At 66.4% G+C, this 19,441-nt stretch carries 20 protein-coding genes; 6 read left to right on the forward strand and 14 right to left on the reverse strand.

Features of this window, described 5'->3' with window-relative positions; genetic code table 11:
• Positions 1-6: 6 nt before the first annotated feature.
• Positions 7-1,113, reverse strand: a complete 1,107-nt coding sequence (locus tag AC1DCU_RS07505; RefSeq protein ID WP_425602664.1) for an NHL repeat-containing protein — start codon at positions 1,111-1,113, stop codon at positions 7-9.
• A gap of 11 nt (positions 1,114-1,124) precedes the next feature.
• Positions 1,125-3,683, reverse strand: coding sequence for a TonB-dependent receptor (locus AC1DCU_RS07510; RefSeq protein ID WP_032977845.1), 2,559 nt, complete (start codon positions 3,681-3,683; stop codon positions 1,125-1,127).
• A 153-nt stretch (positions 3,684-3,836) separates the two neighbouring features.
• Here AC1DCU_RS07510 and upp point away from each other — a divergent pair, with 153 nt between their 5' ends.
• Entirely contained in the window at positions 3,837-4,469 is a 633-nt protein-coding gene (gene upp / locus AC1DCU_RS07515) for a uracil phosphoribosyltransferase (RefSeq protein WP_025878832.1), read from the forward strand.
• Between the two features lie 117 nt (positions 4,470-4,586).
• Positions 4,587-4,880, forward strand: a complete 294-nt coding sequence (locus AC1DCU_RS07520; RefSeq protein WP_025878831.1) for a PsiF family protein — start codon at positions 4,587-4,589, stop codon at positions 4,878-4,880.
• Between the two features lie 334 nt (positions 4,881-5,214).
• On the opposite strand, the gene AC1DCU_RS07525 is transcribed toward AC1DCU_RS07520, so the two are convergent.
• From AC1DCU_RS07525 to rsmD, 6 genes are all read right to left on the reverse strand, one after another.
• Entirely contained in the window at positions 5,215-6,102 is an 888-nt protein-coding gene (locus AC1DCU_RS07525; protein WP_025878830.1) for an MBL fold metallo-hydrolase, read from the reverse strand.
• Between the two features lie 120 nt (positions 6,103-6,222).
• Positions 6,223-7,950 (reverse strand): gamma-glutamyltransferase, encoded by a 1,728-nt coding sequence (gene ggt / locus AC1DCU_RS07530; protein WP_032977848.1) that lies wholly within the window; start codon positions 7,948-7,950, stop codon positions 6,223-6,225.
• A complete protein-coding gene (locus AC1DCU_RS07535; protein WP_025878828.1) occupies positions 7,947-8,228 on the reverse strand; it encodes a YfhL family 4Fe-4S dicluster ferredoxin in 282 nt (93 codons plus the stop codon). Before AC1DCU_RS07535 ends, ggt begins: the two co-directional genes overlap by 4 nt.
• Positions 8,229-8,360: 132 nt before the next feature.
• A complete protein-coding gene (locus AC1DCU_RS07540; protein WP_025878827.1) occupies positions 8,361-8,852 on the reverse strand; it encodes a hypothetical protein in 492 nt (163 codons plus the stop codon).
• Between the two features lie 78 nt (positions 8,853-8,930).
• Entirely contained in the window at positions 8,931-9,440 is a 510-nt protein-coding gene (gene coaD, locus AC1DCU_RS07545) for a pantetheine-phosphate adenylyltransferase (protein WP_008267036.1), read from the reverse strand.
• Positions 9,441-9,466: 26 nt separating this feature from the next.
• The gene (gene rsmD / locus AC1DCU_RS07550; RefSeq protein ID WP_032977851.1) at positions 9,467-10,045 is read right to left on the reverse strand and encodes a 16S rRNA (guanine(966)-N(2))-methyltransferase RsmD; all 579 of its coding nucleotides are present in this window, start codon (positions 10,043-10,045) and stop codon (positions 9,467-9,469) included.
• A gap of 620 nt (positions 10,046-10,665) precedes the next feature.
• Here rsmD and htpG point away from each other — a divergent pair.
• Positions 10,666-12,558, forward strand: coding sequence for a molecular chaperone HtpG (gene htpG, locus AC1DCU_RS07555; protein ID WP_032977853.1), 1,893 nt, complete (start codon positions 10,666-10,668; stop codon positions 12,556-12,558).
• Positions 12,559-12,868: 310 nt separating this feature from the next.
• Here htpG and AC1DCU_RS07560 read toward each other — a convergent pair whose 3' ends face one another.
• Entirely contained in the window at positions 12,869-13,171 is a 303-nt protein-coding gene (locus tag AC1DCU_RS07560; RefSeq protein WP_442252388.1) for a hypothetical protein, read from the reverse strand.
• A gap of 131 nt (positions 13,172-13,302) precedes the next feature.
• Between AC1DCU_RS07560 and ftsY the strand changes: the two genes are divergently transcribed.
• The 3 genes from ftsY (at position 13,303) to AC1DCU_RS07575 (ending at position 16,159) form a co-directional block, all read left to right on the forward strand.
• Positions 13,303-14,643: a signal recognition particle-docking protein FtsY gene (ftsY, locus tag AC1DCU_RS07565; RefSeq protein WP_478013586.1), complete on the forward strand. Its 1,341-nt coding sequence runs from the start codon at positions 13,303-13,305 to the stop codon at positions 14,641-14,643.
• 116 nt (positions 14,644-14,759) lie between these two features.
• On the forward strand, positions 14,760-15,884 hold the full coding sequence (mutY, locus tag AC1DCU_RS07570) for an A/G-specific adenine glycosylase (RefSeq protein WP_282280218.1): 1,125 nt from the start codon (positions 14,760-14,762) through the stop codon (positions 15,882-15,884).
• 5 nt (positions 15,885-15,889) lie between these two features.
• Entirely contained in the window at positions 15,890-16,159 is a 270-nt protein-coding gene (locus AC1DCU_RS07575) for an oxidative damage protection protein (protein ID WP_025878821.1), read from the forward strand.
• Positions 16,160-16,226: 67 nt separating this feature from the next.
• Here AC1DCU_RS07575 and AC1DCU_RS07580 read toward each other — a convergent pair whose 3' ends face one another.
• From AC1DCU_RS07580 to AC1DCU_RS07600, 5 genes are all read right to left on the reverse strand, one after another.
• Entirely contained in the window at positions 16,227-16,676 is a 450-nt protein-coding gene (locus tag AC1DCU_RS07580; RefSeq protein ID WP_025878820.1) for a DUF6491 family protein, read from the reverse strand.
• A 132-nt stretch (positions 16,677-16,808) separates the two neighbouring features.
• Positions 16,809-17,522, reverse strand: coding sequence for a lipoprotein-releasing ABC transporter ATP-binding protein LolD (gene lolD / locus AC1DCU_RS07585; RefSeq protein WP_032977862.1), 714 nt, complete (start codon positions 17,520-17,522; stop codon positions 16,809-16,811).
• Positions 17,515-18,756 (reverse strand): lipoprotein-releasing ABC transporter permease subunit, encoded by a 1,242-nt coding sequence (locus AC1DCU_RS07590; protein ID WP_025878818.1) that lies wholly within the window; start codon positions 18,754-18,756, stop codon positions 17,515-17,517. The genes lolD and AC1DCU_RS07590 overlap by 8 nt, the downstream gene beginning before the upstream one ends.
• Before the next feature lie 23 nt (positions 18,757-18,779).
• Positions 18,780-19,229 carry a hypothetical protein gene (locus AC1DCU_RS07595; RefSeq protein WP_032977865.1) on the reverse strand — a complete coding sequence of 150 codons (450 nt, stop codon included), beginning with the start codon at positions 19,227-19,229 and terminating at the stop codon, positions 18,780-18,782.
• Positions 19,180-19,428 (reverse strand): FAD assembly factor SdhE, encoded by a 249-nt coding sequence (locus tag AC1DCU_RS07600; RefSeq protein ID WP_032977868.1) that lies wholly within the window; start codon positions 19,426-19,428, stop codon positions 19,180-19,182. Before AC1DCU_RS07600 ends, AC1DCU_RS07595 begins: the two co-directional genes overlap by 50 nt.
• Positions 19,429-19,441: the final 13 nt, after the last annotated feature.

A 19,441-nucleotide genomic window follows, 5' to 3' on the forward strand; every position in this document is an offset into this window, starting at 1 on the left:
GCGCGCTCACGAGCCACACTCCAGCGGCAGGGCCAACTGCTTGGCGATGCTCTCCCAGTCGAAGGCCACCACACCCTGGTCATCGTGCACCGCATACAGGGCACCGTGCGGGAACCTTGGCGTCGGCTGCTGCATCATCCAGATGCCATCGGTGTTGGCCACGGTATTGCCCTGGAACGCACCCACCGGCTTCAGCGTATGGCGGTCGAACAGATGGAACACGCTGCGCTGCTTGCCCTGCTCGGTGGTGATCCACCAGCCGTCCTTGCCGCAGGTGCGCAGCATCACGCCTTCGGCCTGCGCCTTGAACACGTCGCGGCCGAAGGTGGTGCCGGTGAAGCGCCCCGCCAGGGTGTAGACCTTGAATTCGCTGGCGTAGCTTTCGTCCTCTTCGGCGATCAGCAGGCGATCATTGGCCGGATCCCCCCAGATCGATTCGACCACGCGCAACGCACCGGCTTCGCTGGTATCACCGATGCTGGCCGACAGTGTTGCCTGCACCTTCGTGCCATCGCGGGACACGTGGTACTGGCGCACGCGCTTGTCCAGCTCAGCCAGCGGCGGCAGGATGTCCTTGCCCTGTGCGTCCTCGCCGTTGTCCCAGGAGTCGGTGACGTAGACGCTGTAGCCATCGGCACGGCGGTCCACCCACAGGCCGTAGGGCTTGCGCAGGTCGTCGGCACCGAAGGTGGCCAACGGAGTGAAGTCCGGCAGCGAAAGCACCTGCACACGGTGGTTGTCGCGCTCGACGATCCACAGCAGGTCATCGATCACCGCGATGCCGTTGGGACGATCGAACTGGCCCAGGCCGGTGCCGGTGCTGCCGACGTCGCGCAGGTGCTGGCCGTTGCTGCCATCGTAGACCACCAGCTTGTCGGTGGCCTTGGCCGTGGCGATCAGCCAGGTCTTGCCATCCGGGGCCTGCCAGGACGCGGGCGAATCGATGTTGTCGGCCGGGGTCATCGGGGTCAGGAAAGCCTCGGCGATGGTCGCCACGTTGCGCTTGACCGGTGCCACAGCGCCGGTCGCTGCAGCCGCTGCCGGCGCCTTGTCCGCGGCCGGCGTGCAGCCGGCGGCAAGAACGGCTGCCAGCGAGGCCGCCATCAGGGTCATGCAACGCGCCATCACAGCGCCACCTTCAGGCCCACGGCGTAGGTGCGGCCATACTCTTCCATCTGCAGGGTGCGCGAGCGCGTGCCCTGGTACAGCTCCAACGGCTTGTCCAGCAGGTTCTGCGCTTCAAAGTACACGCTCACGTTCGCGTTGAACTTGTAGTCCAGCGAGAAGTCGAGCTGGGTGTTGGGCGCCACGTAGATGTCGAACGCACGGCCCTTGCCGATGCTGTCCAGGTACTCGCTGCGGTACACCGCCGCCAGACGGGTGCTCAGGCCGTACTTTTCATAGCCGATGTGGGCGCTGTACACGTGCTTGGAGGCACGCGGCAGGGTGAAATCCTCACCGGCGCGATCCTCGATGCCAGCGTCGAATCCGGTATCCAGCCAGGTGCCGCTGGCGCCCACCAGCAGACCGTCCAGGCCAGCGGGCAGGAAGGCCAGCTGCTGCTGCCAGTTCAGCTCCGCACCACGCACGGTGGCTTTGCGGCCATTGATCGGCTGGGTCACGTCAAAACCACCGTAGGCCGGATCATTGGTGCGCACCGTCTCGACGATATAGCCGTCGATGGACTTGTGGAACAGACCTAGCGAAACGATGCCGGTACTGCCGAGGTACTTCTCCACCGACAGGTCGATGTTCTTCGACTCGTACGGGTCCAGCTCAGGATTGCCCAGGCGCACTTCCTCGTCGCCGCGGCTGTAGCCGACGCGCGGCGAGATATCGCCGAAGGACGGGCGCGAAACGGTCTTGTTGGCCGAGGCGCGCAGCACCCAGTCATCGGCCGCGTCATAGCGCAGGTGCAGGCCCGGCAGTACGTTGGTATAGCTGCTGTTGGCCACGCGCGGGGTTACGGTGTAGCTGCGGCCGTTGGCCGCCACATCGACCTGGTTGCCTTCGGCCCTGAAGCGCGTGTTCTCCACACGCACGCCACCGATGATGCGCAGCGCACCGACATCCCAGGTCCCCATGGCGTAGCTGGCGAAGATGTCTTCACTGGCGGTGTAGTCCTCTTCCAGCGAGGTCATCGCGTTGGCGCCGACATCCTGCGGGCGAGCACTGAACTGGCCACGGTTGGCCGCCCAGTACGCGCGCATCGCGTCCGAATCCATGCCGTCACCCAGGGTGCCGTGGCGGTGATCCGGGGAGCCGGTGGTCCAGCTGGACAGGGCAACCTTCGGGCCGACGCGCAGTTCGCTTTCGTCGACGTTGACGTCGCGGTCGCGCCAGCGCCCCAGCAGGCCGAACTTGATGCTGCTGCTGTCGCCGTCGAAGCGCACGTTGACCTGTGCGCTGTGCTCCTTGTCGTTCACCTGCTTGGGTGAAATCACGAAGCGGTCGAACGCGTAGTTCGCGTTGTCCAGCCACTGCGGATTGTCGAAGCTGTAGCTGGGCATTCGACTGCTCTGGTCCAGCGTACCGTTGAAGGCCTTGCCGTTGAGCTTGAAGCGCGCCTCCATTTCATCGTTCACCCGCTCTTCGGTGCGGGTGAAACCCACCTTGTAATCGACCACGGCGTTGGTCAGCGTGTTCTCGCCGCCCAGGCTGGCCGCAAAGGTGTTCTCTTCCTTGGTGCGGTAGCGCATGCGCCTGTCGATGGAATCCTTCGGCATGCCGTCCAACCGGTACTGGTCGGTACCGGTCTTCACCATCTTGGCGTCATCGAAGTTGAAGATCACCCGCTGGCGGGTTTCGGCATCATCGAACTGGCTGTACAGCGCACGCAGGTAGTACTTGCTGTCCTCGTTCGGGCGCCAGTCCAGGTTGAGGTTGGCGCCGATGCGCTTGCGCTCGATTTCGTATTTGCGGTGCTGCAGGTTGATCGCGGTGACGTCGCCCGGTGCGGCATCGTCTTCGCCGTCGTACTCCACTTCGGTGTTGTCCGATTCGAACGTGCGCTTCTGGTAGTTCACGCCCAGCGCGACGCCGAAGGTGTCGTTGAACACTTCGCTGTAGTTGAAGGCCGCCTTCGGGCTGGTTTCGCCGGACAGCTGCTGGTGGCTGGCTTCGATCTTGCCACGCAGGCTGCGGCCGTCACGATCGAAGGCCGAGGCCGATTCAACCAGGATCGCGCCGCCGATGGCGTCGCCCGGCATGTCCGGGGTGGGCGACTTGACCACGCGCAGGCGCTCGGTCGAATCGGACGGAATCACATCCAGCGGCGCCGCGCGGCTGGAATCTTCCGGGGTGCCGATGGCGATGCCGTCGACGCTGACGCTGTTGAGGTTGGCATCCAGGCCACGCACCACCACGAACCGGCCTTCCCCCTGGTCGCGGGTCACGCTGATGCCCGGCAGGCGCTGCAGCGACTCGGCCACGTTCTTGTCCGGGTACTGGCCCAGCGCGTCGGAGGACACGGCGTCTTCGATGGCATCGCTGCTGCGCTTCAGGTCGACGGCGCGTACCTGCGATTCCAGCTGCGCGCGCACTTCGACGCGGTCCAGATCGGTCGCTGCGGCGGCACCCCCTGCCACGGCAGCGGCAGCGTTTTCGGCCGCCAGCACCGACGGGCTGGCCGTCACCAGCAGCGAGAGGCTGATTGCCAGGCCCAACGTGTTCTTCTTCTGCACAGCTATCCCCAACGGTGTAAAGATTGGGTCAGCACGGTATGTCCGGCAGGTTGCATGGGCATGACACCGGTGGAGCCTGGCCTGCCGGACCCGGCTCGGCACCACCGCGCATTCCGCTTAAAATGGGGGCCTCCCCTTCTGCCAGACCATCCCATGAAGATCGTCGAAGTGCGCCACCCGCTGGTGCAGCACAAGATCGGCCTGATGCGCAACGCCGCGCTCAGCACCAAGGATTTCCGCGAACTGGCCAACGAACTGGGCACGCTGCTGGCCTACGAGGCCACCGCCGACCTGGAAACCGAGCCGCACACCCTGCCGGGCTGGTCCGGCCCGGTCACCGTGCAGCGCATCGCCGGCGCCAAGATCACCGTGGTGCCGATCCTGCGCGCCGGCCTGGGCATGCTCAGCGGCGTGCTGTCGCTGATCCCGGCCGCCCGTGTCAGCGTAGTCGGCCTGCAGCGCGATGAGGAAACCCTGCAGCCGGTGCCTTACTTCGAGCGCCTGACCGGCCGCCTGGAAGAGCGCGACGCGCTGATCCTCGACCCGATGCTGGCCACCGGCGGCACCCTGATCGCCACCATCGACATGCTCAAGCGCGCCGGCGCACGCCGGATCAAGGGCATCTTCCTGGTTGCCGCGCCGGAGGGCATCGAAGCGGTGAAGGCCGTGCACCCGGACGTGGAGATCTACACCGCCGCGATCGATGCGCAGCTCAACGACAAGGGCTACATCCTGCCGGGCCTGGGTGATGCCGGCGACCGCATCTTCGGTACCCGCGTGGGCTGAGATCGACCGGGTCGGAGCGCTTTCGAAAGGAAGTGCTCCACCTGCTCCAGGCACCTTCACGCCGGCTTTGCGGCGACGGGCGAATGCTCCGCGCACCCGCCCTGCCCTGGAGCCACCATGAAAGCCTCTTTGCTGCTCGCCGCCGCCCTGCTGGTCGGCCTCCCGATTGCCGCCAACGCAGCCACCCCACAGCAGCAGCGCATGGCCGACTGTTCGGCAAAGAACAAAGGGCTGAAAGGCGACGCCTACAAGTCCGCGCAGAGCGCATGCCTGAGTTCGCACGCAGCCGCACCGGCAACCCCTGCCACGCCGCAGGAGCGCATGAAGAAGTGCAACGCAGACGCCGCCACCCAAAAGCTCGCCGGCGACGCCCGCAAGACCTTCATGAGCAGCTGCCTCAAGGCATCGTAAAAACAGCGAAGAAAGGCCCCATCCACGCATGGCGTGGATCTACTGCCGATCCATACAACGAGAGTCGCATCAGTCACCTGGAACCCGTCGTCGAATGGGGTCAGAGCCCGAAAGATCCACCGGGTGTCCCATCCGTCACCGGAAAACTGTCGAAGGCGGGGCGGTGTCGGATTGCGGGGTGTCAGCCGCATGGATGCGGCTGCCAAGCCTACAAGGACGTACTTGCGGCGTCCCCGCCATCCGACACCGCCCCGCCAACCCACGGATAGCCCGCTGTTGCTGTTGCTTCGGCTCCGGCCTCTGCAGGTGCAGGGCGCAGCCCTGCCGGCCAACCTCACCCCAGCGCGCGCGCCTTCAGTTCGCCCTGCTCATGCAGCGTCACGAAACGTCCCTTCTCATCCCGCCCGACCTGCGCCAGCGCCACCTGCGGATCATGGGTGAAGAACAGATGCACGTTGCGCGCCAGCTTGTCTTCCAGGAACTGCCGCTTCTCGTCGATCAGCAGCTCGGCGTTGCGGTCGTACCCCATGGTGATCGGCACGTGCACCCACGATCGACCCGGAATCAGATCGGCGCAGAACACCACGCCGCCGTGCGCCCCCTCGCCTGCGCGTGCCTGCCCCACGATCTCGGCCAGCATCAGCCCCGGCGTGTGCCCGTCGCTGTAGCTGAAACGCACGCTGTGGCCCAGCACCTTCGAATACTCGCCGTCCACCACTTCCAGGCGGCCACTGGCCTGCAGCAGGCCCGGCAGTTCTGGAATGAAGCTGGCGCGATCGCGCGGGTGCGGCTGCAGCGCGCGCTGCCAATGCTGCGCCCCGACCACGTACGTCGCATTGGGGAACAGCAGTTCCGGTTCACGGCCTTCGTGCCACGCGGCCAACAGGCCGCCGGCATGGTCGAAGTGCAGATGGCTGAGCACCACCACGTCGATGTCTTCGTGCTCGAAGCCGGCTTCGCGCAGCGAATCGATCAGCACATGCTGGCTTTCCTGCACGCCATAGCGCTCGCGCATGCGCGGCTCGAAGAACGCACCGATGCCGGTTTCGAACAGCACCGTCTTGCCTTCCAGCGGGCTCGCCAACAACGCACGACAGGCCAGCTCGATGCGGTTGAGCTCATCCGGTGCTGCCCACTTTTCCCACAACGCGCGCGGCGCGTTGCCGAACATTGCACCGCCATCCAGGCGTTGTGTATTACCGCGGATCGACCATAGTTTCATGACGCAATTATCGGTGGCCGCTCGTTAAATAATCGCTAGTGGGAAAATGAAAAACCCCGCCGTTGCGGGCGGGGTTCTCAGGTTTGCGTCCGCCGGGCCTAGCCCGGCGCAACCGCCGGCTCAGGGAGCCGGCACGACCTGGGCACTGCCGACCGGGTTGCGCGGGTCACTGCCGCCAAACAGTTTGTTGGCCTTGCGATCCCATTCCACCGTCTGCAGGTTGCCCCACACGTGGCTGGAACCGCGGCCGCCGGCAGCGACCTCGCCCGGCAGGTCGATCTTGTGGCCCATCGCCTGCAGCTGCTTGATGGTGCCAGCGTCGAAAGCATTGCTTTCCGCTTCGATCAGGTCCGGCAGCCACTGGTGGTGGTAGCGCGGCAGCGCGGCGACCTGCTGCGCATCCAGGCCAGCGTCGTAGCCCAGGATACCCAGCAGCACCATGGTGATGATGCGGCTGCCACCGGGCGTGCCCAGCACGATCACCTTGTCGTCGTTTTCCATGAAGGTCGGCGTCATCGAGCTGAGCATGCGCTTGCCCGGCTTCGGCGCGTTGGCCGCGTAGCCCATCACGCCAAAGGCATTGGGCGTTCCCGGCTTCAGCGCGAAGTCGTCCATCTCGTTGTTCAGCAGCACGCCGGTGCCCTTCGGAATCAGGCCCGAGCCGTACAGCAGGTTGACGGTCTGGGTGGCACCGACACGGTTGCCATCACGGTCGATGATCGAGAAGTGGGTGGTCTCATCATCCTCCAGCGGCGTCGGGTTGCCCGACAGCAGGTCGCTGGGGGTCGCCTTTTCCGGGTGGATGGTCGCGCGCAGGCCCTGTGCGTAATCCTTGCTGGCCAGCACCTTCTGCGGGATCTGCACGAAATCCGGATCGCCGAGGAAGAAGGTGCGGTCACGGTAGGCACGACGCATCGACTCGACCACCAGATGGGTGCGGTGCGCGGCATCCATCTGCTTGATGTCCCAGCCTTCCAGTATCTGCAGCATGCTGGCCAGGGCGATGCCACCGGAGGACGGCGGCGGTGCGGTGGTGATCTTCCAGCCGTTGTAGTTGAAGACGATCGGCGCACGCTGCTTGACGCGGTAGCCGGCCAGCTCTTCGGCGGTCCACTTGCCTCCCGCCTGCTTCACGCCGGCCAGCAGCAGCTTGCCGGTCTGGCCCTTGTAGAAGCCGTCGAAGCCACCGGCCGCCAGGCGCTCCAGGGTCTGCGCCAGTTCCGGCTGCTTGAACAGGTCACCGGTGGCGATCGGCTTGCCATTGCGCAGATAGACCTCGCGCGTACCGGGATAACGCTCCATCACTTCACGGCGCGAGGCATATCCCTTGGCCATGCGGTCGTACACCGGGAAGCCTTCACGCGCGATGCGGATCGCCGGCTGCAACGATGCCGCCAGCGGCAGCTTGCCGTGCTTGGCCGACAGTTCGACCAGCGCCGCCGGCAGGCCCGGAATGCCGGCCGACCACGGGCCGTTGACCGAGCGGTCGCGGTCCAGGTCACCCTTCTTGTCGAGGAAGGCCTGCGGCGTGGCCGCGGCCGGCGCGGTCTCGCGCGCGTCCAGCATCACGTCCTTGCCGGTAGCCGCATCATGCAGCAGGAAAAAGCCGCCGCCACCGAGGCCGGAGCTGATCGGCTCGACCACTGCCAGGGTCGAGGACACCGCCACCGCCGCGTCGAAGGCGTTGCCGCCCTGGGCCAGGATGTCGACACCGGCCTGGGTGGCCAGGGCGTGACCGCTGGCGATGGCCGCGCCATCGGGGCGCTCGGCACGGACCGGGGCATCAGCCCAGGCGACGGAACTCAGCAGCAGGCCGAGCAGCAACAGGGGGCGGGCGAACGACTTCATTCGGATGGGGGCTCCGCATAGAGTTCGGGATGATCGTGCTGCAGTTGGCGCAACTTGGCCAGCAGCTCGATTTCGGTTTCGACGATGTCCGGATCGGGGTCGATGCATTCGACCGGGCAGACGACCACGCACTGCGGTTCGTCGAAATGGCCCACGCACTCGGTACAGCGGGCGGGGTCGATCACGTAGATGGTTTCACCCATCGTGATGGCCTGGTTCGGGCAGGCCGGCTCGCATACGTCGCAGTTGACGCAGAGCTCATTGATTTTCAGCGACATGGCGATACTCCACGCCCGCGCCTTGGGACAAGGACCGGCCTGCGCGGGCGCGCGGGCCGGTCAGGTCATCAGCGGCGCCCATCGCAGGGCGCCGCCCGGGCCGTGCCGAAGCACGACCGCCTCGGCTCGGTCTTACTTGGCTTCGACGAAAATGTACTCGGCACCGGTCGGCTGGACCACGGCCTGCACGCGGGCGTTGTCGGCGGACTGGCCGATGAAGACGACGCGCACGCCCTTCATCGAATCCGGCGAGACATCCTTGAACACGGTCTGGATCATGTCAGCCATCTTGCCCGAGGCCGACGAACCGAAGGCCAGCATGTTGCCCGGCTGCACGCCACGGGCCACGGCCTGGGTCGCGCTTTCGGTCTGGCGCTCGTACTTGGCCTGGAAGTCCGGATCCGATTCCGGCGACAGGTAGTACAGGAACGGGCTGTTGGTGATGTTGCCCATGTTCTGGATGGCCACTTCCTGCAGGTACTTCTTCCAGCCTGCGTCGTCTTCCTTGGCCGGCGCGACCAGCGCCTGCTTGGCTTCGTCGACCGGAGCGGCTTCTTCCTTCTTGCAGGCGGTGAAAGCCAGGGCAAACGAAGCGATCAGCATCGCGCGCATGGTGTTGTTCATGGGTTTCCTCCCGGAATGTTGCGTGTTGGTGTGCGTAATGGAATGCGTGGTGCTACAGGATCTACTGCTGGCCAGGGCTTACGACTGGGCCGACTTCGCTTCGCGGACCTTGCGCAGCGCCTCGAGCACGGCGGCCGGCACGAAGCCGGACACATCGCCACCCAGGCGTGCGATCTCGCGGACCAGCGAGGACGAGATGAAGCTGTGCTGCTCGGCGGGGGTGAGGAACAGGGTCTCGACCTCCGGAATCAGGTGGCGGTTCATGCTCGCCATCTGGAATTCGTACTCGAAGTCGGACACCGCGCGCAGCCCGCGCAGCAGCACACCGCCCTGCACCGAACGCACAAAATGGGCCAGCAGCGTATCGAAGCCGATGACCTCGACGTTGCTGTGGTGGCCCAGGGCGCCACGCGCCAGCTGCACGCGCTGTTCCAGCGGCAGGGCCGGTCCCTTCGAGGGGCTCTGCGCCACGCCCACCACGACCTTTTCAAACAGCGGCGCGGCCCGGCTCACCAGGTCGATATGACCATTGGTGATGGGGTCGAACGTGCCGGGATAGACGGCGATGCGGCGGTTGGCCACGGTCATGGGCGGTAGCAGATGTTCAGATGAGGTCAAAGTGTAGCAGCGGCGCGGCGGTACAGGGCAAAGCGCACCTCGCGGGTGCCGCCATCGCGGTGCAGCAGCCATTCCGGGGGCAGCACCGGCACGTGGCTGGCCGGCGATTCCAGGTACAGCCAGGCGTCGGCGGCCAGGTGCCGCGGCAGCTGGGCCAGCACGTCCTGCCACAGGCCATCGGCGAACGGCGGGTCGATGAACACCAGATCCGCCTGCTGTGCCGGCGCGGCCTGCAGCCAGCGCAGCGCATCGGCCTGGGCGACCGTCACGACGTCACCCGCCTGCAGTCTGGCCACGGCCGCCGACAGGTTGCGCGCCAGCTGCGGGTCGCGCTCGACCAGGGTGGCATGCGCGCCCCCCCGCGAGACCGCCTCCAGCCCCAGCGCGCCGCTGCCGGCGAACAGGTCCAGCACGCGCGCCCCGCCCAGCTTGGGCATCAACCAGTTGAACAGGGTCTCACGCACGCGGTCGCTGCTGGGCCGCAGGCCCGGCAGGGTCGGAACCGGCAGTCGGGTATTGCGCCAGCGCCCACCGATGATGCGCACCTGGCCTTCGTTGCCACCGCGGCCGCTCACAGGCGCCCCTGGCGAGGTTCATTCGAGAATTTCAGCATGAGCGGGATTGTAGTTCGGCCGGGCTGCGCCCGGCACCCGCAGAGGCCGAAGCAACGTCAAAAGCTGGTTTCCTGTGGGTTGGCGGGGTGGGTCCGGTTGAGGGGGACGCTGCAAGTACGTCCCTGTAAGCTCGGTCGCCGCATCCATGCGGCTCACGCCCCCTCAACCGGACCCACCCCGCCTTCGACAGTTTTCCGCGATCTGCAGTAGATCCACGCCATGCGTGGATGAACATCTGTCAGATTTCGAAGGTTTGATGAGATCAGAAGCCCAGCCGTTGTCACCGTCACCGGGAATCTGTCAGAGGCGGGGCGGTGTGGGTTGGCAGGACCGCAGGCGCCATGGATGGCGCCTACGAGCCCCCATGGAAGGGTTTACGGCGCGTCCTGCCAACCCACATCGCCCCGCCAAGCAAACAGACAACCCAGAGCCAGCTGTTGCTGTTGCTGTTGCTGTTGCTTTGGCCTCGGCGGGTGCCGGGCGCAGCCCGGCCGACCAACCCCTTGATTTCGGGACAATCACCCCTACCCCTTGGCGAGGCCGCACGCGCTTGCGCGGCACCGCACATGGAGCCCTACCCGATGACCGAGACGACCCAGACCGAAACCCTTGGCTTCCAGACCGAAGTCAAGCAGCTGCTGCAGCTGATGATCCACTCGCTGTACTCCAACAAGGAGATCTTCCTCCGCGAGCTGGTCTCCAATGCCGCCGACGCCGCCGACAAGCTGCGCTTCGAAGCCCTGACCCAGCCTGAGCTGCTGGAAGGCGACAGCGAACTGCGCGTGCGCGTCAGCTTCGATCCGGCCGCCCACACCATCACCATCGAAGACAACGGCATCGGCATGAGCCGCGCCGATGCCATCACCCACCTCGGCACCATCGCCAAGTCCGGCACCGGCGACTTCCTGCGCCAGCTGTCCGGCGACCAGAAGAAGGACTCGCAGCTGATCGGCCAGTTCGGCGTCGGCTTCTACAGCGCCTTCATCGTCGCCGACGAAGTGGAAGTCACTTCGCGCCGCGCAGGCCTGGCCGCCAATGAAGGCGTGCGCTGGACCTCGCGTGGCGAAGGCGATTTCGATGTCGCCACCATCGACAAGGCCGAGCGCGGCACCCGCATCGTCCTGCACCTGAAGGACGGCGAGCACGACTTCGCCGACGGCTGGCGCCTGCGCAGCATCCTCAAGAAGTACTCCGACCACATCGGCCTGCCGATCCAGATGCCCAAGGAAGGCGGCGAAGAAGGCGCCGCGATCGAGTGGGAAACCGTCAACCGCGCCAGCGCGCTGTGGACCCGCCCGCGCACCGAGATCAGCGATGCGGAGTACACCGAGTTCTACAAGCACGTCGCCCACGACCACAGCGACCCGCTGGCGTGGAGCCACAACAAGGTCGAAGGCAAGCTGGAGTACACCTCGCTGCTGTACGTGCCGGGCCGCGCGCCGTTCGACCTGTACCACCGCGATGCGCCCAAGGGCCTGAAGCTGTACGTGCAGCGCGTGTTCGTGATGGACCAGGCCGAGCAGTTCCTGCCGCTGTACCTGCGTTTCATCAAGGGCGTGGTCGATTCCAACGACCTGTCGCTGAATGTCTCGCGCGAGATCCTGCAGTCCGGCCCGGTCATCGATTCGATGAAGGCCGCGCTGACCAAGCGTTCGCTGGACATGCTGGAGAAGCTGTCCAGCGACAAGCCCGAGCAGTACGCCACGTTCTGGAAGGAATTCGGCCAGGTGCTGAAGGAAGGCCCGGCCGAGGACTACAACAACCGTGAGAAGGTCGCCGGTCTGCTGCGCTTCGCTTCCACCCGTGGCGAGGCCGATGCGCAGACCGTCTCGTTGGCCGACTACATCGGCCGCATGGCCGAAGGCCAGGACAAGATCTATTACCTGACCGGCGAGAGCTACAGCCAGGTGCGCAACAGCCCGCACCTGGAAGTGTTCCGCAAGAAGGGCATCGAAGTCCTGCTGCTGACCGATCGCATCGACGAGTGGCTGATGGGCTACCTGACCGATTTCGACGGCAAGGGCTTCGTCGACATCGCCCGCGGCGACCTCGACCTGGGCGCGCTGGAGAGCGAAGCGGACAAGCAGGAGCAGGAAGCCGCAGCCAAGGACAAGCAGGGCCTGGTCGAGCGCCTGAAGAACGTGCTCGGCGATGACGTGGCCGAAGTGCGCGTGTCGCACCGCCTGACCGATTCGCCGGCGGTGCTGGCCATCGGCGAACAGGACCTGGGCCTGCAGATGCGCCAGATCCTGGAAGCCAGCGGCCAGAAGGTACCCGACAGCAAGCCGGTGCTGGAGATCAACCCGGGTCATCCGCTGATCGCCAAGCTGGATGCCGAAGCCGATGGCGCACGTTTCGACGACCTGGGCCGGGTGCTGTTCGACCAGGCCGCACTGGCCGCCGGCGACAGCCTGAAGGACCCGGGTGCCTACGTGGCCCGTCTGAACAAGCTGCTGCTGGAACTGTCGGCCTGACCGATGCCGGGATCGCCCGGCCTGGCGGTGCCAACCTCGGTTGGCACCGCCATTGCCCCGGTAGATGCCAACCTTGGCTGGCGCTGCTGTTGACCTGGTAGATGCCAACCTTGGTTGGCGTTGCTGTTGGCCTGGTAGATGCCAACCTTGGTTGGCGCTTGAAAAGCTGCCGAGCAGGGCTTGACTGCAAAAGCGTGCCAACCAAGGTTGGCACCTACCAGAGCCGGTCGGATCAGGCACGCACCAGAGCCGGTCGGATCAAGCCCGTCCCAGATGCGGTCGGATCAGACCCATCCCAGATGCGGTCGGATCAAGCCTGCCGATCCAGCAGCGAGCCCAGCATCTGGTCCTCGCGGCGGATCAGCGCGGCATTGGCGGCGAAGGCCACCACCTCGGCCTTGGCAGCCAACAGATCGCCCAGCGGTGCGGTCGGATCGGTGTCGCCATGGGACGTCACGCGGGTGTCCACCCCGCCCTGCGCTGCGGCATCGCGCTGCAGCTGCAGTCGTGGCGCATCCGGGGTCGCCAGGTTGGCCACATTGTGCGCTGCCACCTGCACGCCCTGCTGGGCCGCACGCATCCGGCTGAGCGCAACACCTGTCACATCGTTCATCGGCGGTCTCCCAGGCCACCCAACGCAGCCCTCCGGACCGGTTAACGGCCGCGTAGCTGCGACCTTGAGTCCACGCCGGCCATACAGGCCCGGGTGGTAGCATATCCCTCTGATTTCAGCGCCTTTTGCCAATGCTCAGTTTTTTCCGCCGCAAGAAGCCCCAGGACGCCGCCACACCGGACGCGCCCAAGACCCAGCATTACTCGGCTGAAGAGCTGGCGGCGGCATTCCCGTCGGCAGCGCCACCCGAGCAGGCCCCGGCCGCACCGGTAGCCCCGCCGATGGTGGAAGCGCCTGTGCCAGCTGCCACGCCCGAGGTCGTTGCGCCCGCAACGTCAATCGCGCCGGCCCCGCAAGCACCACTGCGGACGGCGCAGGAAACCATCCCCGAAGCCGCGCCCGCCCGCGTGCTGGCGCCGGAGAACTTCGAAGCCGAAGCGGCCGCCGCCGCCGCGGTGCTCGCCCCGCTGGCCCCGGTCATCCCGGCGCAGGAACCAGCCGCCCCCGCCGCCGATCTGCCGGTACTGGTCGATGCCCCGGCTGCTGCGGCGGGCAAGCCCGGCTGGCGCGAGCGCCTGCGCAACAGTGCGTTCGCCCGCAGTTTCGGCGGCCTGTTCTCGCGCAACCCCAAGCTCGATGACGACCTGCTGGACGAGATCGAGACCGCGCTGCTGACCGCCGACGTTGGCGTTGCCGCCACCACCGACCTGATCGCCGACCTGCGCAAGCGCATGAAGGCGCGCGAGTTCATCGATGCCAATGCCCTGCTGGCGGCACTGCGCGCGGACCTGATCGCGATCCTGCAGCCGGTATCCAAGCCGCTGGTCATCGACCGCAACGCCAAGCCCTTCGTGATGCTGACCGTGGGCGTCAACGGCGTCGGCAAGACCACCACCATCGGCAAGCTGGCCAAGCGCTTCAAGGACGAGGGCCACAGCCTGATGCTGGCCGCTGGCGATACCTTCCGCGCCGCCGCCGTCGCCCAGCTGCAGATCTGGGGCGAGCGCAACGGCGTGGCCGTGGTCGCGCAGGGGCAGAACGCTGATGCCGCCTCGGTGGCCTACGATGCGCTGCAGGCCGGCAAGGCCCGCGGCACCTCGGTACTGATCGCCGATACCGCAGGCCGCCTGCACACCCAGTCCGGGCTGATGAACGAGCTGGGCAAGATCCGCCGCGTGCTCGGCAAGATCGACGAGAACGCGCCGCACGAAGTGCTGATGGTGATCGACGGTACCACCGGCCAGAACGCGCTTTCGCAGCTGCGCCAGTTCAATGCCGCGGTCAAGGTGACCGGCCTGGTGGTGACCAAGCTGGACGGTACCGCCAAGGGCGGCGTGGTGTTCGCGCTGGCCCGCGAGTTCGGCATTCCGATCCGTTTCGCTGGCATCGGCGAGCGCCCGGAGGACCTGCGCGTGTTCGATCCGGAAGCCTTCGTCGACGCCCTGTTGCCCGAAGCGCTGGGCACTGCCTGACGCGTCCGCATCCACGCATGGCGTGGCTCTACTGCAACCCGGTAGAGCCACGCCATGGGTGACCGGCCGCTGCCGTAGTAGAGCCACCCCATGGGTGGCTGCCTTTTGGAGTACCGATGCCCCGCCAGCCGAACGCCAGCGCCACGTCCGCCCCTGAGCACGGCTTCGTTGCCCGCCTGCTGCACTGGTTCGACGACCACGGCCGCCACGACCTGCCCTGGCAGCATCCACGCAGCCCGTACCGGGTGTGGTTGTCGGAGATCATGCTGCAGCAGACCCAGGTGGCCACGGTCATTCCGTACTTCCACCGTTTCCTGCAGCACTTCCCCACCCTGCCCGACCTTGCCGCCGCCAGCAACGACGCGGTAATGGCGCAGTGGGCCGGCCTGGGCTACTACGCACGTGCACGCAATCTGCACGCCGCCGCCAAGCGCTGCGTGGCCGAGCACGGCGGCGACCTGCCGCGTGATTTCGATGCCCTGCACGACCTGCCCGGCATCGGCCGCAGCACCGCCGGCGCGATCCTCAGCCAGGCCTGGAACGACCCGTTCGCGATCCTCGATGGCAACGTCAAGCGCGTGCTCAGCCGCTATCACGGCGTCGACGGCTTCCCTGGCCTGCCCGCCATCGAAAAGCAGCTGTGGGCCATCGCCGAAGCGCAGGTCGCCCAGGTGCCGGCTGGACGCATGGCCGACTACACCCAGGCGCAGATGGACCTCGGTGCCACGGTCTGCAGCCGGTCCAGACCGGCCTGCGTGATCTGTCCGCTGCAGGCCGATTGCGTGGCACGTCGCGAAGGCCGCACCGCCGAGCTGCCAACCGCAAAGCCAAGCAAGACGCTGCCCGAACGCGAGGCGGTGGCTTTGCTGCTGCGCGACAAGCAGCAGCGCGTACTGCTGCAGAAGCGGCCGGACACCGGCATCTGGGCACAGTTGTGGACGCTTCCGCAGGCCGAAGCGGGCAGCGAGCTGCAGGACTGGTTCGACGTCCACGTCGATGGTTCGCTGGAAGATGCCGAGGAGCTGCCAGTGCTGCAGCACACCTTCAGCCACTACAAGCTGCACCTGCAGGTATTGTCACGGCAGGTGCGCGGCCTGCGCGTGGAAGAACCCACGCTGCGCTGGGTTGGCGCCGCCGAACTGCCTGCACTGGGCTTGCCTGCCCCCATCCGCAAACTGCTTGAGGGCGCGCCCATCAAGAGCCCGAAGCGAACTTCCGCAAAATCCCGCAACCACGAGTGAGTGCCATGCCCCGAACCGTCTTCTGCCAGTACGAACAACGCGATGCCGAGGGCCTGGACTTCGTGCCTTACCCGGGGGAACTGGGCCAGCGTGTGTTCAACCACATCGGCAAGCCGGCGTGGACCGCATGGCTGGCACACCAGACCATGCTGATCAACGAGAACCGCCTTTCCCCGCGAAAGCCGGAGCATCGCGCCTTCCTGGAGACGGAACTGGTGAAGTTCCTGTTCGAGAAGGACGCGGAGAAGCCCGCCGGGTTCACCCCCGAAGCCTGACCTACCGGTAGCGCCGGGCCATGCCCGGCGTCCAGCCATCCGCCGGGCATGGCCCGGCGCTACCGCTCTATTTCGCGGATTCCTCGCGCTCCTGCACCTGCGCCTGGCGCAGCTCCTGCTCGGAGGCGCGTAGCGCCTTCACGTCCAGCTTGCGTATGGTCTTGATGAAGCACGGCATGCGCGGGCCAGCGGTCGGGTCACGTACCAGCACCTTGTCGAACGGCGCCGAGACGCGGTTCATCCGGCTGGTCAGGCCGATGGCGGTCGCATACGACAGATCCTGGCAGGGACCATTCAATTCCAGCAGGTAGGCCTCGCTCGGACGCGTCCAGACCGCCAGCGCACTGTCGCCCAGCTCGGTCCAGCCATTGAGGCTGCCGAAGAACTGCATGTCCTTCTGCGGTGCGCCGGCGTGGGCACGATACAGCTCCAGCTTCTCGGCACTGCCCAGGCGGCCGGTGGTGGCACAGCCAGCCAGAGCCAGGCACAGCCCGGCGATCAACAGTGGTGTCTTCATGGCCATCTCCACGGGGGAACTGTGCCGATCATGCACCCGCCGGGGTGGTGCCGGCGCAACGGCCGGCAGCCTGGTTCAGGCCCTGCATCGAATCCGGTAGTCGCCAACCTTGGTTGGCGCTTGCCCGGCCGCTCAGACGTCGGCGTGGGCCAGCGCGTGCAGGCGCCCTTCGCGCAGCTCCAGCACCCGGTCCAGACGCCGTGCCAGCGAGCGGTCATGGGTCACCAGCACCAGGCTGGTATGCCGCGCACGGTTGAGCTCCAGCATCAGCTCGAACACGGTCGCAGCGGTGCGGTCATCCAGGTTGCCGGTCGGCTCGTCGCCCAGCACGCAGGCCGGGTGATTGACCAACGCGCGCGCCACCGCAGCACGCTGGCGTTCGCCACCGGACAGTTCGCCGGGCTTGTGGTCCAGGCGATGGCCGAGGCCGACCGATTCCAGCAGCGCAGTCGCACGCGTGCTGGCCTCGGCCACCGCGGTACCGGCCAGCATCACCGGCATCATCACGTTTTCCAGCGCGGTGAATTCCGGCAGCAGGTGGTGGAACTGATAGACGAAACCCAGCGCCTGGTTGCGCAGCAGGCCGCGCGAGGTGTCCGACAGCGCCGACATGCGCTGGCCGGTGACATAGACCTCGCCCGCAGTCGGCGTATCCAGCCCGCCCAGCAGGTGCAGCAGCGTGCTCTTGCCGGCACCGGAGGCACCGATGATCGCAACCGTCTCACCTGCAGTCACCGTCAGGTCCAGCCCGTCGAACACCGGTGTCTGCATGCGCCCTTCGGCGTAGGTCTTGCCCAGCCCTTCGGCACGGATCACTTCATCGCCGCGGTTGAAGACCTTATTCATAGCGCAGGGCCTCCGCCGGCTGGGTGCGTGCTGCCCGCCAGGCGGGATACAGAGTGGCCAGGAAGCTCATCAGCAGCGCGACCAGGGTGATCACCACGATGTCGCTGGTCTGCATGTCGGTCGGCAGGCCGGTGATGTAGTACACATCCTCCGGCAGCAGCTTGACGTTGAACACCGACTCGATGGCGCCGAGGATGCGTTCCAGGTTCAAGGTCAGGGTGATGCCGCCGATCAGGCCGGCAAGGGTGCCGAAGATGCCGATCAGCGAGCCCTGCACCATGAACACCTGCATCACCCCGCCCGGGGTCAGGCCGAGGGTGCGCAGGATCGCGATGTCGGCCTGCTTGTCGGTCACCAGCATCACCTGCGAGGACACCAGGTTGAACGCGCCCATGGCGATGATCAGCGAGAGCAGGATGCCCATCACCACTTTTTCCATGCGCAGCGAGTGGTACAGGTTGGCGTTCTGCTGGGTCCAGTCGCTGACCCGATAGGCACCGCCGAGGTTCTGCGCCAGGTCCACGCCCACCTCCAGCGAGCGGTCCATGTCATGCAGTTTCAGGCGCACGCCGGTGGCGCCATCGGAACGCAGTACGCGCTCCAGGTCTTTCATGTTGGCAAAACCCACACCGCGATCGACCTCGTTGTAACCGGCCTCGAAGATGCCGCTGACGGTGAAGCGCTTCATCCGCGGCACCGCGCCCGCTGGCGTGCCCTGCACTTCCGCGAAGGTCACCAGCACCTGGTCACCGACGTCCACGCCCAGCCAGACGGCCAGTTCCTTGCCCAGCAACAGGTTGAAGCTGCCCGGGGTCAGGCTGCCGTAGCTGCCCTTGGTGACCTTCTTGTCGATCACCGACACCTTCGGTTCCAGTGCCGGGTCGATGCCCTGGATGATCGCACCCTGCACGCGCGGGCCGCTGATCATCGACTGGATCTCGATATACGGCGCAGCACCGGCCACGCGCGGATCCTTGTTGGCCACATCGACCACGCGCATCCAGTCCGGCATCGGTTCGCCGTCGCGGCTGATGGTGGTGTGCGCGGTCATCTGCAGCAGGCGGCTGCGGATTTCCTTCTGGAAACCGCTCATGACCGCCAATGTGGTGATCAGCACCGTCACCCCGAGCGCGATGCCCAGGATCGATGCCATCGAAATGAAGGAGATGAAGCCGTTGCGGCGCTTGGCGCGCAGATAGCGCAGGCCAATGGCCACGGGAATGGGTTTGAACATGCAGGCACGCCAGTCGATTCAGCCTATGGTGCCACCGACCGGGGCCGACGGGAAACGCTTCGTGCGGCCACGGCCAGTCGCAGTTCACGTCGTTGTGCGCGATCAAGCACGTCCGGCCAGAACAACAGGCGCCTGCGACGCCAGCCCTCGCGCCAGTGCAGCAGCAGCCAGGGCCCGCGCACCACCAGCCGCGGCTCGGCAATATCGCCGCCGTCCAGCCGCAGCAGCTCAGGCAGGGGCGGCAGCTGCAGCACGACAGGGCGCCGCCGCAGGCGCCAGGCCAGCTCAGCCAGGCCAAGCGCCCAGACCCCGATCAACGCCGGAAGCAGATGCGCGGACGGCAGATCCGAAGCATGCAGCAGCCACGGTGCGGCCAGCAGTACCGCCAGCTGGGCGCCGGCCTGCAGCCGCGACGGGCGCCACTCAAGGCTTGAGGGCGAGGATCCTGTGCATGAGGGGGACGGCGTGTGCATGCGGGCAGGCCTCGTAGCCCATGAACCAGCGCCACAACTTATCGTCCTCGCAATCGAGCAGGAACAGGAAAACCTCGCGGTCTTCGGTCGGCGCACTGCTCCATTCGCGGTCCAGGTAGCGACCGAACAACTGGTCCAGTTCGCGCATGCCGCGCCGGCAACGCCAGCGCAGCTTCTTCAGCAGGACTTCTTCATCCATTGTGTTTCTCCAG

Source organism: Stenotrophomonas sp. 10L48, from assembly GCF_056395105.1.

Coding starts and splice junctions, on each gene's coding strand:
- AC1DCU_RS07505 (WP_425602664.1), bottom strand. CDS start 1,113: ATGACCCTGATGGCGGCCTCGCTGGCAGCCGTTCTTGCCGCCGGCTGC.
- upp (WP_025878832.1), top strand. CDS start 3,837: ATGAAGATCGTCGAAGTGCGCCACCCGCTGGTGCAGCACAAGATCGGC.
- AC1DCU_RS07520 (WP_025878831.1), top strand. CDS start 4,587: ATGAAAGCCTCTTTGCTGCTCGCCGCCGCCCTGCTGGTCGGCCTCCCG.
- AC1DCU_RS07525 (WP_025878830.1), bottom strand. CDS start 6,102: ATGAAACTATGGTCGATCCGCGGTAATACACAACGCCTGGATGGCGGT.
- ggt (WP_032977848.1), bottom strand. CDS start 7,950: ATGAAGTCGTTCGCCCGCCCCCTGTTGCTGCTCGGCCTGCTGCTGAGT.
- AC1DCU_RS07535 (WP_025878828.1), bottom strand. CDS start 8,228: ATGTCGCTGAAAATCAATGAGCTCTGCGTCAACTGCGACGTATGCGAG.
- AC1DCU_RS07540 (WP_025878827.1), bottom strand. CDS start 8,852: ATGAACAACACCATGCGCGCGATGCTGATCGCTTCGTTTGCCCTGGCT.
- coaD (WP_008267036.1), bottom strand. CDS start 9,440: ATGACCGTGGCCAACCGCCGCATCGCCGTCTATCCCGGCACGTTCGAC.
- htpG (WP_032977853.1), top strand. CDS start 10,666: ATGACCGAGACGACCCAGACCGAAACCCTTGGCTTCCAGACCGAAGTC.
- AC1DCU_RS07560 (WP_442252388.1), bottom strand. CDS start 13,171: ATGAACGATGTGACAGGTGTTGCGCTCAGCCGGATGCGTGCGGCCCAG.
- ftsY (WP_478013586.1), top strand. CDS start 13,303: ATGCTCAGTTTTTTCCGCCGCAAGAAGCCCCAGGACGCCGCCACACCG.
- mutY (WP_282280218.1), top strand. CDS start 14,760: ATGCCCCGCCAGCCGAACGCCAGCGCCACGTCCGCCCCTGAGCACGGC.
- AC1DCU_RS07575 (WP_025878821.1), top strand. CDS start 15,890: ATGCCCCGAACCGTCTTCTGCCAGTACGAACAACGCGATGCCGAGGGC.
- AC1DCU_RS07580 (WP_025878820.1), bottom strand. CDS start 16,676: ATGAAGACACCACTGTTGATCGCCGGGCTGTGCCTGGCTCTGGCTGGC.
- lolD (WP_032977862.1), bottom strand. CDS start 17,522: ATGAATAAGGTCTTCAACCGCGGCGATGAAGTGATCCGTGCCGAAGGG.
- AC1DCU_RS07590 (WP_025878818.1), bottom strand. CDS start 18,756: ATGTTCAAACCCATTCCCGTGGCCATTGGCCTGCGCTATCTGCGCGCC.
- AC1DCU_RS07595 (WP_032977865.1), bottom strand. CDS start 19,229: ATGCACACGCCGTCCCCCTCATGCACAGGATCCTCGCCCTCAAGCCTT.
- AC1DCU_RS07600 (WP_032977868.1), bottom strand. CDS start 19,428: ATGGATGAAGAAGTCCTGCTGAAGAAGCTGCGCTGGCGTTGCCGGCGC.